This is a genomic window from Rhodococcus sp. NPDC003322 (genome assembly GCF_053589555.1).
Genome location: NZ_JBSFSC010000003.1, coordinates 1 through 12261, shown reverse-complemented (window position 1 = coordinate 12261; position 12261 = coordinate 1). Strand labels below are relative to the sequence as shown.

11 protein-coding genes are annotated in these 12261 nt (G+C 69.8%); 5 read left to right on the top strand and 6 right to left on the bottom strand.

What is annotated here, in order from left to right; genetic code table 11:
- Together glgB and ACWDUM_RS12305 are read left to right on the top strand one after the other, a co-directional pair.
- Positions 1-2199, top strand: coding sequence for a 1,4-alpha-glucan branching protein GlgB (gene glgB / locus ACWDUM_RS12310; RefSeq protein ID WP_450134721.1), 2199 nt, complete (start codon positions 1-3; stop codon positions 2197-2199).
- Positions 2196-3611 (top strand): neutral zinc metallopeptidase, encoded by a 1416-nt coding sequence (locus tag ACWDUM_RS12305; RefSeq protein ID WP_450116972.1) that lies wholly within the window; start codon positions 2196-2198, stop codon positions 3609-3611. The genes glgB and ACWDUM_RS12305 overlap by 4 nt, the downstream gene beginning before the upstream one ends.
- A gap of 58 nt (positions 3612-3669) precedes the next feature.
- On the opposite strand, the gene ACWDUM_RS12300 is transcribed toward ACWDUM_RS12305, so the two are convergent.
- From ACWDUM_RS12300 to ACWDUM_RS12290, 3 genes are all read right to left on the bottom strand, one after another.
- The gene (locus ACWDUM_RS12300) at positions 3670-4566 is read right to left on the bottom strand and encodes a tetratricopeptide repeat protein (RefSeq protein ID WP_450116985.1); all 897 of its coding nucleotides are present in this window, start codon (positions 4564-4566) and stop codon (positions 3670-3672) included.
- A gap of 129 nt (positions 4567-4695) precedes the next feature.
- Positions 4696-5076 carry a DUF3817 domain-containing protein gene (locus ACWDUM_RS12295; protein ID WP_450116971.1) on the bottom strand — a complete coding sequence of 127 codons (381 nt, stop codon included), beginning with the start codon at positions 5074-5076 and terminating at the stop codon, positions 4696-4698.
- Between the two features lie 97 nt (positions 5077-5173).
- Entirely contained in the window at positions 5174-6364 is a 1191-nt protein-coding gene (locus tag ACWDUM_RS12290) for an acetyl-CoA C-acetyltransferase (protein ID WP_450134216.1), read from the bottom strand.
- 90 nt (positions 6365-6454) lie between these two features.
- Here ACWDUM_RS12290 and mce point away from each other — a divergent pair, with 90 nt between their 5' ends.
- The gene (gene mce / locus ACWDUM_RS12285; RefSeq protein WP_450116969.1) at positions 6455-6928 is read left to right on the top strand and encodes a methylmalonyl-CoA epimerase; all 474 of its coding nucleotides are present in this window, start codon (positions 6455-6457) and stop codon (positions 6926-6928) included.
- Positions 6929-7075: 147 nt separating this feature from the next.
- On the top strand, positions 7076-8107 hold the full coding sequence (locus tag ACWDUM_RS12280) for a hypothetical protein (protein WP_450134215.1): 1032 nt from the start codon (positions 7076-7078) through the stop codon (positions 8105-8107).
- Here ACWDUM_RS12280 and ACWDUM_RS12275 read toward each other — a convergent pair.
- Positions 8088-8393: an ATP/GTP-binding protein gene (locus tag ACWDUM_RS12275; protein ID WP_450134214.1), complete on the bottom strand. Its 306-nt coding sequence runs from the start codon at positions 8391-8393 to the stop codon at positions 8088-8090. The two genes, ACWDUM_RS12280 and ACWDUM_RS12275, sit on opposite strands and share 20 nt — an antisense overlap.
- Before the next feature lie 31 nt (positions 8394-8424).
- A complete protein-coding gene (gene nucS / locus ACWDUM_RS12270; RefSeq protein ID WP_450134213.1) occupies positions 8425-9099 on the bottom strand; it encodes an endonuclease NucS in 675 nt (224 codons plus the stop codon).
- Positions 9100-9196: 97 nt separating this feature from the next.
- Between nucS and ACWDUM_RS12265 the strand changes: the two genes are divergently transcribed.
- A complete protein-coding gene (locus ACWDUM_RS12265) occupies positions 9197-10744 on the top strand; it encodes an adenylate/guanylate cyclase domain-containing protein (protein WP_450134212.1) in 1548 nt (515 codons plus the stop codon).
- Between the two features lie 190 nt (positions 10745-10934).
- Here the strand turns inward: ACWDUM_RS12265 and ACWDUM_RS12260 are convergent, their stop codons facing one another.
- A complete protein-coding gene (locus ACWDUM_RS12260) occupies positions 10935-11297 on the bottom strand; it encodes a hypothetical protein (protein WP_450134211.1) in 363 nt (120 codons plus the stop codon).
- Positions 11298-12261 lie beyond the last annotated feature (964 nt).

The window sequence follows — 12261 nt, the reverse complement described above, 5'->3', positions numbered from 1 at the left end:
ATCCCTGCCCCGCGCCCGGGCGCGGCACCCCACCCCGACGACCTCGCCCGCCTGGCCGACGGAACGCATCACAACCCGCATGCCGTGCTCGGTGCGCACGCACACCGCGGCGGCACGGTGATCCGGGCACTGCGCCCGCACGCCGTCGCCGTCGCGGCCCGGGTCGGCGGCGTCGACCATCCCCTCGTCGACCTGGGCGACGGGGTGTTCGGGGCGCTGATCCCGGTCGAGGACCTGGTCGACTACCGCCTGGTGGTCGAGTACCCGGGCGGTCACACCGTCGTCGTGGCCGACGGCTACCGCTTCCTCCCCACACTGGGCGACCTGGACCTGCACCTGTTGCGCGAGGGAAGGCACGAACGGCTGTGGGAGATCCTCGGCGCGCACCCCCGCAACTACACCACCCCGGACGGCGACGTCACCGGCACGTCGTTCGCGGTGTGGGCACCGAATGCCCTCGGCGTCTCCGTGATGGGCGATTTCGACGGGTGGGGCGGCAGGCAGGCGCCGATGCGGGTGCTCGGATCGACGGGCGTGTGGGAACTGTTCGTTCCCGGCGTCGGCCCCGGCGACCTGTACAAGTTCCGTGTGCACTGCCGCGACGGGTCGGTGCGCGACAAGGCCGACCCGATGGCGTTCGCAACCGAGGTGCCCCCGGCCACCGCGTCCCGGATCACCCGGTCGACCCACGTCTGGACCGACGCCGAGTGGATCGCGGCCCGCGCGGAACGCGAACCCAACCAGGAACCGATGAGCGTGTACGAGGTGCACCTCGGGTCCTGGCGGCCGGGTCTGGACTATCGCGAACTGGCGCAGCAACTCTCGGAGTACGTGACCGAGGCGGGTTTCACCCATGTCGAGTTGCTGCCTGTCGCCGAGCACCCCTACGGCGGGTCGTGGGGATACCAGGTCACCTCCTACTACGCCCCGACCGCCCGGTTCGGCTCCCCCGACGACTTCCGGGCCTTCGTCGACCACCTGCACCGCTCCGGCATCGGCGTCCTCGTCGACTGGGTGCCCGCCCACTTCCCGAAGGACGAGTGGGCGCTGGCCCGGTTCGACGGCGAACCGCTGTACGAGCACGCCGACCCTCAGCGCGGCGAGCAGTTGGACTGGGGCACCTACGTTTTCGACTTCGGCCGAGCGGAGGTCCGCAACTTCCTCGTAGCCAACGCGCTGTACTGGATCGACCAGTTCCACGTCGACGGTCTGCGCGTGGACGCGGTCGCGTCGATGCTCTACCTCGACTACTCGCGCCCACCCGGCGGCTGGACCCCCAACGTCCACGGCGGTCGCGAGAACCTCGAGGCGGTGGCGTTCCTGCAGGAGATGAACGCCACCGTGCACAAGCACCATCCGGGGGTGGTGACGATCGCCGAGGAGTCCACCGCCTGGCCGGGCGTCACCCGCGCCACGAGCGTCGGCGGCCTCGGGTTCTCGATGAAGTGGAACATGGGGTGGATGCACGACACCCTCGGCTACCTCGGCCGGGACCCCGTGCACCGCAGCTTCCACCATCACGAGATCACCTTCTCGCTGATGTACGCGTGGAGCGAGCACTACCTGCTGCCGATCAGCCACGACGAGGTCGTGCACGGCAAGGGCACGCTGTGGACGAGGATGCCCGGCGACGACCACGACAAGGCCGCCGGACTGCGGGCGCTGCTCGCGTACATGTGGGCTCACCCGGGCAAGCAGCTGCTGTTCATGGGACAGGAATTCGGGCAGCGCACGGAGTGGTCGGAGGAGCGCGGTCTGGACTGGCAGCAGCTCGACGACCCGCACACCGGCCCGCTCCAGCGTGGCGTGCAAGCTCTGGTCCGCGACCTCAACACCGTGTACCGGGGAAGCCCGGCCCTGTGGACGCTGGACACCTCGCCGGGCGGCTACTCGTGGATCGACGCCAACGACACCGAGAACAACGTCCTGAGCTTCCTGCGGTACGGGACCGACGGTTCGATCGTGGCGTGCCTGTTCAACTTCGCGGGCTCTCCGCACGAGCACTACCGGGTGGGTCTGCCCGAGCCCGGCCGCTGGCGCGAGATCCTCAACACGGACGCCGAGATCTACCACGGCTCCGGACTGGGTAACTTCGGGGAGGTGACCGCCACCAGCGCCCCCTGGCACGGCCGGCCCGCGTCCGCCGAGGTGACGCTGCCGGGCGGCAGCGCCATCTGGCTGCGCCGGGAACTCCCGTGAGGTGGGTTCCGTTCGCGGTCGCCGCGGTCGCCGTCCTGGTCGCCGGGTGCGGGCAGGCCGTCGACGGCCGTGCCGTGTCGATCTACGACAATCCGTTCACCGTGGCGGGGCTGCCCGCCACCGACGGCGCCAGCGGACCGCGACCGGACGCCCCCCGGCCCACGCTGTCCGTGCGCGGCGCCGACGGTTCCGCCGCCGACCTGCTGGCCGGCTCCGCCGTCGACGACCTCACCGCCTTCTGGAGTGCCGAGTACCCGCGCGTGTTCGCCGGCGACTTCCGGCCGGTCACCGATCTGATGTCGTGGGACCCCGACGTCGACGCGGCCCGGTCGGGGACGTTCTGCGGCGACAGCACGCACGGGGTGGTCAATGCCGGGTACTGCACCCGCGACGGATCCATCGGCTGGGATCGCACCACCCTGCTGCCCGCGCTGATGGACACCTTCGGGCCGATGGCGGTCGTGATGGTGATCGCCCACGAGTACGGGCACGCGGTCCAGCACGACTCGGGCCTCGCCGGCGACGACGACCCCACCCTCGTGCTCGAACAGCAGGCCGACTGTTTCGCGGGCGCCTACATGCGCCACGTCGCGGCCGACGAGTCGACGCAGTTCACGCTCAACACCTCGGACGGCCTGAACTCGGTGATGGCGGCGATGGTGGCGGTCCGCGACACCGACCCGAACGATCCGACCGCCGTGCACGGCACGGCGTTCGAGCGGGTGACGGCATTCCAGATCGGATTCACCGACGGCGCCCGCGCCTGCACCGCGATCGACGAGGCCGAGGTCGAGGGCCGCCGCGCCCAGCTCCCGCATCAGTTCACCACCTCCGAGGACACCGGCGAGACTCCGGTGACCGAACGGACCGTCGGGCTGACCGTCGACTCGCTTCAGGCCGTGTTCGAGCTGCCCGAGCAGCCACGGGTGGTGTTCACCGGCGCCGACACCGGGTGCCCGGACGCCACCCCCACCTCCCCGGTGTCGTACTGCCCCGCCACCCGCACGATCGGGGTGTCGATGCCGGAACTCGTCGAGCGCGGCACGCCGCAGGGCGGGCGGCCCGACGACCTGGTGACGGACATCCGCGGCGACTTCGCCGCCTACGTCCTCGTCGCCTCCCGGTTCACCCTCGCCGTCCAGCAGAATGCGGGTGACTCGCTCACCGACCCGAAGACCGCCCTGCGTGCGGCCTGCCTGTCCGGTGCGTGGACGGCGGCGACCGCCGTCGGCGCCGGCGGACTCACCCTCTCGCCCGGCGACCTGGACGAGGCGGTGTCCGGGCTGCTCACCGACGGGCTGATGGCGAGCGACGTCAACGGCGTCACCATTCCCAGCGGATTCGCCCGCGTCGACGCCTTCCGCTCCGGGGTCCTCGGCGGCCGTGACGCGTGCGCGAACCGGTACGGCTAGCACCCGTGAGTGATTCTCACCCCCGGCCGGGGTGCGGATCACTCACGGGTACGCAGCGCTAGTAGAGAGCGGACGCCAGCTTGCGGCGGGCGGCGACGACGGTCGGGTCGGCCGGGTCGAACAGTTCGAAGAGTTCGAGCAGCCGGGTCCGCACCGCGGTCTTGTCGTCACCGACGAACCGCTTGACGGCGTCGATCAGCACCGTGAACGCGTCGTCGGGCTGCTGGGTGTAGAGCAGTGCGTCGGCCGCGTCGAGCTGGGCTGCCACGTTCGACGGCTCCGCGGCCGCGACCGCGACGGCGTCCGGCGCGACGTTCTGCACCCGCGCCAGGAACCGCACCTGACGCTGCGCGGCGAGGGCCTGCTTGTTGCCCGGCTCCGCGTCGAGGATCGCCTGGTAGGCGGCGTCCGCACCGTCCAGGTCACCGTCTGCGAGCGCGTCCTCGGCCGCGACGAAACGGGGATCCTCCGGCTCCGGCTCGGCGCCCGGGTCCGCCGGCGGACCCGACAGCTTGCCCGCGGTGGCGGCCAGGACCTGCCCGAGCCACCCGCGCACCTCGTCGAGAGGCTGCACGCCCTGGAAGTCGGCGAGCGGCTGGCCGGCGGCGACGGCGACGACCGTCGGGATGCCCTGGACCCCGAACGCCTGCGCGATCCGCATGTTCGCGTCGACGTCGACCTTGGCCAGCACCCAGGTTCCGTTCCCCTCCTCCGCGAGCGTCTCCAGCTCATCGGAGAACGCGACGCTGGCCTCACTGCGTGCGGACCACAGCGACACCAGCACGACGACCTGCATGGAGCGTTCGAGGACCTCCGCCTCGAAGGTGGCCTCGGTGACGTCGACAATCGGGGCCAGACCTGTCGCGGGGCCGCCACCGGCGGGAGCCGTCGCGGCCGGCCCTGCAGGCGGTCGGGGGCGATCCGCCAGGCCGGACAGATCCACTGCCCCGGACATGGCCGCGGCCATCGCGGCGGACGGGCGTGCGGGCTGACGAGAACCGGGTCGAGTCACGCTGACCAGTTTGTCACAAACACGACCGCGCCCCCGGACCGCGAACGGTTCGGGGGCGCCGATGGGGGTCGATCAGACTGCGTCGAGTTCTCGCGCAGGCACAGCCGTCGTCACGGGGGCGGACAGCTCTCCGAGCTTCCCGGTACGGGCGGCCCACCACTCGAACAGCACCGTGAAGAACGGCGGGATGCTCGAGACCAGCGCCAGACCGGTCGTCACGAGGTTCCACTTCAGCGCGCGGGCGGTGAGCAGCGAGACGATGACGAACAGGACGAACACGGCACCGTGGAACGGGCCGAAGATCTTCACGCCGATCTCGTTGCCGTTCTCGGGCAGGTACTTGAACGCCATGCCGACGAGCAGGCCGGCCCAGGTGAACGCCTCGAGGATCGCGACGAATCGGAACCGCTTGGCCGGGGTGCTGAGGTCGAAGATGTTCGCCATGACCGCCATTGTGCCGGGCGCCTACGACGATCTGTCGTTGGTGTGGGAGACGTCACGGCCCCGACGCGATGCGTCGGGGCCGTGACAGGAGTAGTGCGTCGACCGGTCAGGCCTTGGGAACGCGCACGATCAGGGCGTCGCCCTGTCCGCCGCCGCCGCACAGTGCGGCCGCGCCGACGCCGCCGCCGCGGCGGGCCAGTTCGAGCGCCAGGTGCAGGGCAATACGCGCGCCGGACATGCCGAGGGGGTGGCCGAGCGCGATCGCGCCGCCGTTGACGTTGACCCTGTCTGCGTCGATGCCAAGTTCGCGGGCCGAGACGATACCGACCGCGGCGAACGCCTCGTTGATCTCGACCAGGTCCAGGTCCTTCGGGTCGATGCCCTCCCGCTCGCACGCCTTGGCGATCGCGTTGGCGGGCTGCGACTGCAGCGTCGAGTCCGGTCCGGCGACCACACCGTGCGCACCGATCTCCGCGATCCAGCTCAAGCCGAGTTCTTCGGCCTTCGCCCTGCTCATCACGACGACCGCCGCGGCGCCGTCGGAGATCTGCGAGGCCGAGCCGGCCGTGACGGTGCCGTCCTTGGAGAACGCCGGGCGCAGCTTTCCGAGCGACTCGGCGGTGGTGTCGGCGCGGATCCCCTCGTCGGATGCGAACACGACCGGGTCGCCCTTGCGCTGCGGGATCTCCACGGGCACGACCTCGCCGTCGAACAGGCCGTCCTTCCAGGCGCGTGCCGCGCGCTGGTGCGAGGCGGCGGCGAACGCATCCTGCTCCTCGCGGGAGACGAACTTCTCGCCACTGTTCGCCGACTCGGTGAGGTTGCCCATCGCCTGGTCGGTGAAGATGTCGTGCAGGCCGTCGTACGCCATGTGGTCGCGCAGGGTGACGTCGCCGTACTTGAAGCCCTGCCGGGACTTCTCGAGCATGTGCGGCGCCTGGCTCATCGACTCCTGGCCGCCCGCGACGACGATGTCGAACTCGCCGGCGCGGATCAGCTGGTCGGCCATCGCGATGGCGCCCAAGCCGGACAGGCACACCTTGTTGATCGTCAGCGCGGGCACGCTCATCGGGATGCCGGCGGCGACGGCGGCCTGGCGGGCGGGGATCTGTCCGGCACCGGCGGTGAGGACCTGGCCCATGATCACGTACTCGACCTGCTCGGGGGCGACCCCGGCCTTGTCGAGCGCGCCCTTGATCGCCACGCCACCGAGTTCGGATCCCGAGAAGTCCTTCAACGAACCCTGCAGACGCCCCATCGGCGTACGGGCTCCGGCCACGATGACAGAACTGGTCACGACTTCCTCCAACGATCCACACGAGCATCGGGGCGACCGCAGTCACATCCGACGGAGAACTACCAAGACGGTAACGCTAACGTCGTGGGTATGACACACTCCGCCCCCGCCGGCTCACCGCTGGCATCCGAACTGGTGACCGCCATCGATCATGTCGGCATCGCCGTCCCCGACCTCGACGTCGCCATCGCCTGGTACGGCGAGCACCTCGGTCTCGTGTCCACGCACGAGGAGGTGAACGAGGAGCAGGGTGTCCGCGAAGCGATGCTGTCCGTTCCCGGCAGCCCGGCCGGCGCCCCCGCGATCCAGCTGCTGGCTCCGCTGAACGAGAACTCCACCATCGCGAAGTTCATCGACCGCAACGGCCCCGGTATCCAGCAGATGGCCTACCGGGTCACCGATCTCGACGCGATCTCCGAGCGGCTGCGCGCCGGTGGCGTCCGCCTGCTGTACGACGCCCCGAAGCGCGGCACCGCCGATTCCCGCATCAACTTCATGCACCCGAAGGACGCCGGCGGCGTGCTGGTCGAGCTCGTCGAGCCGGCCGCGAACCCCGCGCACTGATCTCTCCGGCCGAAGGGCACTTTCGTTCGGTCCAACCGGACGAGGGTGCCCTTCGTCCGTGGCGGGCGGGGCCCACTGCACGGTGTCCCACGTCACAAGGCACCTGCCCCGGCCCCCACTTCCGCGACCAGCGGTAAATTGGTGCGCATGGCCTACGACCACGACCGCGGCATGCCGTTCACCATCGTCCGCAAGGGATACGACAAGGACGAGGTCCGGCGTTATTTCGACCGTTTCGACACCGAGCTGCGCGTCACCGCCACCGACCGTGACGCCGCCGCCGCGCAGGCCCGCGACCTCGCCCACCAGCTCGAGGACGCCCGTGACGAGATCGATTCGCTCCGTAAGGACGTCGACCGCCTGTCCGTTCCGCCGACCACCGCGGAGGGCATGAGCGAGCGCATCTCCCGGATGCTGCGACTGGCGTCCGACGAGGCCTCCGAGGTCCGCGCGAAGGCCCAGGCCGACGCCGCCGAGATGGTCTCGATCGCCGAACAGGACGCCACCGCGCTCCGCGGCAAGTACGAGGCCAAGCTCGCCGAACTGGCCGACCGCCGCTCCGCGATGGACACCGAGCACGAGCAGACCATGGCCCGCGCGCGCACCGAGGCCGCCCGCACCGTCGAGGCCGCCCAGTCGGAGGCCGCCCGTCTGGAGGCCGAGTCCGACGCCAAGCGCACCCGCATCCAGCAGGACTTCGAGATCACGATGAGCGAGCGGCGCACCAAGGTCGTCGCGGCTGTCGAGGAGTTGGAGTCCTCCAGCAAGGCCGAGGCCGAGCGACGGCTCGCGGACGCGACCAGCGAAGCCCGCCGGCGGCTGCAGACCGCCACCGAACAGGCCGAGAAGCGCATCGCACACGCGAAGGAGCTCGCCGAGGAGCTCCGGGTCCTGCGCGGCCGGATCCTCGCGCAGCTGCTGGGTATTCGCGGTCAGCTCGATTCGGTTCCCGCGATGCTGGCGTCCGTCAACCGGGAGGGCGAACTCCTCGACGGAACCACCGACTCGTCGGCCGCGAAGGTCGCCGACGACCGGGACCTCGACGAGGAGGCCGACGCCGAGGCCACGAACGATCAGGTGAAGCCGAAGCCGCAGAACGACGGCGCGGGGTCTGCCGAGTCCACCGCGGCAGCCAAGGGCAAGGCCGCTCCGAAGCAGGTCACGACCAACGCCGGGTGATCCCCCGCGATCCGCGTCCGTTCCAGCAGCCGGTGTGCCAGTGCCGGCGGTCCTCGGCCCCGCCGAGCTCGTCCGCCGGCCACGCCACCAGATGCGCGACGCCCGGCCGGATCTCGTGGTCGCAGCCCGGGCAACGATAGGTCTTCAGCGCCCGCGCGCCGGGTACCTGCCGAACCAGATAGCGCTCGTCGTCGTACCGGGAGGGACCGGACTCGACGCGCGGTCCGTTCAAGCCCACAGGCGACGGGCCGCCGGTGGGCTTGCGGTTGTTGTTGCGTCGAGGCATGACGTAAGCCTAGTCAGTCCCCACCTGCCGATCAGAACAGGCGGAACTCGGTGCTCTCGATGCCGCGCAGCGCCTCGTAATCGAGAACGAGGCAGCGGATTCCGCGGTCCTCGGCGAGGGTACGGGCCTGCGGCTTGATCTGCTGGGCGGCGAACACTCCGGTGACGGGGGCGAGCAGCGGATCGCGGTTGAGAAGTTCGAGGTAGCGGGTCAGCTGCTCGACGCCGTCGATCTCCCCGCGCCGCTTGATCTCGACGGCAACGGAGGCGCCGTTCTCGTCCCGGCAGAGCAGGTCCACGGGTCCGATCGCGGTCATGTACTCGCGCCGCACGAGGCTGTAGCCGGCGCCGAGGGTTTCGACGTGCTCGGCCAGCAGTTCCTGCAGGTGCGCCTCCACCCCGTCCTTCACCAGACCGGGGTCGATTCCCAGTTCGTGCGACGAATCGTGTTCGACCTCGTCGATCGTGATGCGGAGTTCCTCGCCGGCCTTGTTCGTGACGACCCACAACTGCTTGCCGTCGTCACCACCGTCCTCGACCAGCCAGCACGGCGGGCTCATCCAGTTGAGCGGCTTGTACGCCCGGTCGTCCGCATGAATGCTCACCGAACCGTCCGACTTCACCAGCAGCAGCCGGCGAGCCTTCGGAAGGTGGGAGGTGAGACGTCCGACGTAGTCGACCTGGCAGCTGGCAATGACGAGACGCACGGCCACCACACTAGAACACGACGCCGCCAACTCCCGCATGCTCGCCGCACGAGGTTTCACACTCCCCCAGGTACGCGCCGCTAGTGTGAGGCACACCATGCGACCATTCCGCCGTTCCGCCTCGCCGCTCGGGTCGCCGATCCTCGGGACGGTCGACGAGAGCCCCCGTGTCCGGCGGGTTCGCGTCCAGATCCTGATCACCTCGTCACTGATGCTGGCCAACCTCATCGGTGCCTTGTTGGTGGGCACACTGTTCCTCGTCGTCATTCCGGGACCGGAGCTCTTCACCCGGCAGTTCATGGTCATCACCGCCGTGCTCGGGCCGATCTACATCGGTCTGTCACTGCTGATCGGATCCCTGTGGGGCACGCTGATGGGGATCCGCGACCTGCGGTGGGCCGTCGAGGGACGCACACCCACGCGCCGCGAGGCGACGGCGGCCTTGTCGACGCCGTGGCGACTGACCGTCATCCAGATCGTGCTGTGGTCGGGCGGACTGGCCCTGTTCACCACCGCGTACGGGCTGATCGATCCGGCCACGATCCCCAAGGTGTCCCTGACGATCGCGATGGGTGGCATCACCGTCTGCGCCTTCTGTTACCTGCTGTCCGAGTTCTCACTGCGCCCCGCCGCGGCCCGGGCGCTCGAGGCAGGCGACCCGCGCCGGTTCCGGATCGCCGGCGTCACCGGCCGCGGTCTGCTCGCGTGGGCGCTCGGCACCGGCGTACCGGTCGTCGGGCTGATGCTGGTCGCGGTGTTCAGCCTCGTTCGGGGCGACGACAACGCCAGGCAGGTGAACGTGTCGATCCTCGCGATCGGCGGCGTGACCCTGGTCTGTGGTTTCGCCCTGACACTTCTCGGACTGTCCGCGACGGTCGCCCCGATCCGGGCGGTACGCGGCGCGATGTCCCGGATCGAGCGAGGCGACCTCGACGCCTCGGTGGTCGTGTACGACGGCACCGAGCTCGGCGAGTTGCAGAGCGGATTCAACCGGATGGCCGAAGGCCTCCGGGAGCGTGAACGCATCCAGGAGCTGTTCGGCAGGCACGTCGGCCGCGAGGTCGCGGATGCGGCGATCGCCCGCAACCCGGAGTTGGGTGGCGAGGAACGGCAGATCGCGGTGTTCTTCATCGATCTCGTCGGGTCGACGACGATCGCGGCCACTCGCCCGCCGAGGGAGGTCGTCGAGCTGCTGAATCGGTTCTTCGCGGTCGTCGTCGACGAAGTGGACGCGCACGGTGGCCTGATCAACAAGTTCGAGGGTGACGCCGCGCTCGCGATCTTCGGTGCGCCGGCCGAACTCGACGACCCGGAGGGCAGCGCCCTCGCCGCGGCCCGTCGCATTCGCGACCGACTGCGCGAGGAGGTACCCGACTGCAGTGCCGCAATCGGGGTCGCCTCCGGCATCGCAGTCGCGGGAAACATCGGTGCCCGTAACCGGTTCGAGTACACGGTGATCGGCGATCCGGTCAACGAGGCGGCTCGCCTGTGCGAGCTCGCGAAGTCGGTCCCCGGTGCGCTGGTGGCGTCGGAGCAGACCATCACCGCCGCCGATGCTCACGTCGCCCGGGGATGGACGCTAGGCGAGTCCGTCACGCTCCGCGGCCGCACCGCCCCGACCCGGTTGGCCACTCCGGTCCCCTGACAGCCCCGTACCGCCGAGCCGATCGACCCTGCCGAAAAGGCATGTGCACAACCCTTTTCCGTCTTCCACACAGGCGTTCGGCGTACAACTGACCTGTGGACGCGGGAACGCCTGTGTGCGCACTCCACCCGATGTGCACGAGTCTCGCGGGCGCGCGGGTCGCCGAACTGTCGCGCGGCGCTCGGGATGCTCAACCAACCACGACTGAGCGCCCCGCGCGATTTCTGCGGATCAGGTAGGCCGCAGCGATCAACGCGGCAACCCCGGGGCCACTGTGTACGAGGAGCACCCCGAGCAGGCTCGGCCCTCCCCAGTCGTCACGGTAACTGGCCGGGTCGGCGTAGTCGACGATGAAGAACTCGGCGACTCCGCGGGTGACCGCGTACACGCCGACGATGCCGGCAATGCCGTAGCCCAGCGGCTTGAGTATCCGCGGACGCAGGGTTCGGCTGAATGCGGCGACGATCAGCAGCGCGAGCAGGGCAATCATCACACCGAACACGACAATACCGACGGCGTGGGAAGGTTCGGCAGCGGCGGTCTCGAACGTCATGTTCCCAGCTCACCACTCCCGGGCCCCGAACACATCGGGGAAACCCCGGGTTGATCGTGTGATCACCGCTCAGGGAATCCCCGGATCGACCACTGTCGGCAGTCGGCTAGGGCCTCTCCCGCTCTCTTTCCGACGTCCGGTCAGGTCTGTTGGCCAGCCCGCGCACACGCCCCCTCGGCGGTGCACACGGCCTTTGCGCGTGCATTCGGCGTGTGGACGCGGCATCGGGTGTGTGCACAGGGGTTTTCGTCGGTGCCGAGCGGCCAACTGTCGTGTGCACACCGGAATCACGGCACGGCCTCCCGCCGGGCCGAGCGCACAGGAGTTCGCCGGCCCACACAGCCATTGCGCGTGCATTCGGTCTGTGCATCCAGCATCAGGTGTGTGCACACGGGCTTTCTGTGCCGCGGACGGCGTACCGCCGCCGGCATCGCGGCACGGCCTCCCGCCGGCCGAGCACACAGGAGTTCGCCGGTTCACACAGGGGTTGGACGCGTAGCGGGTATGTGGACACCGCATCGGATGTGTGCACACGGGTTTTCCGCGCCGGGTAGCGGAATTGTCGTGTGCACACGCCCCGTCGTCAGTGCACACGGCCATTGCGCGTGCATTCGGTCTGTGCATCCAGCATCGGGGGTGTGCACACGGGTTTTCGGTGCCGCGGGCGCCGCCGCACCAAGTACCCGCCGCCGGCATCGCGGCACCGTCTCCCCACCAGGCCTAGCGCACAGGACTTCGCCGGTCCACACAGGGGTTGGACGCGTAGCGGGTATGTGGACGCGGCATCGGGTGTGTGCACACGGGGGTTCTCGGCGCCGGACGGCCACACCGGAAACGCCGGCAGCAGCCCGAAAAAAAGGGACAACACCCCCCAGAAATGCCGAAAGCCCGGGACCAGAAGAAAATCTCCTGATCCCGGGCAACCGGGGATGTTATGTACGGCGGTGTCCTACTCTCCCACACC

Coding starts and splice junctions, on each gene's coding strand:
- ACWDUM_RS12300 (WP_450116985.1), bottom strand. CDS start 4,566: ATGTCCGGGGCAGTGGATCTGTCCGGCCTGGCGGATCGCCCCCGACCG.
- ACWDUM_RS12295 (WP_450116971.1), bottom strand. CDS start 5,076: ATGGCGGTCATGGCGAACATCTTCGACCTCAGCACCCCGGCCAAGCGG.
- mce (WP_450116969.1), top strand. CDS start 6,455: ATGACACACTCCGCCCCCGCCGGCTCACCGCTGGCATCCGAACTGGTG.
- ACWDUM_RS12280 (WP_450134215.1), top strand. CDS start 7,076: ATGGCCTACGACCACGACCGCGGCATGCCGTTCACCATCGTCCGCAAG.
- ACWDUM_RS12275 (WP_450134214.1), bottom strand. CDS start 8,393: ATGCCTCGACGCAACAACAACCGCAAGCCCACCGGCGGCCCGTCGCCT.
- ACWDUM_RS12265 (WP_450134212.1), top strand. CDS start 9,197: ATGCGACCATTCCGCCGTTCCGCCTCGCCGCTCGGGTCGCCGATCCTC.
- ACWDUM_RS12260 (WP_450134211.1), bottom strand. CDS start 11,297: ATGACGTTCGAGACCGCCGCTGCCGAACCTTCCCACGCCGTCGGTATT.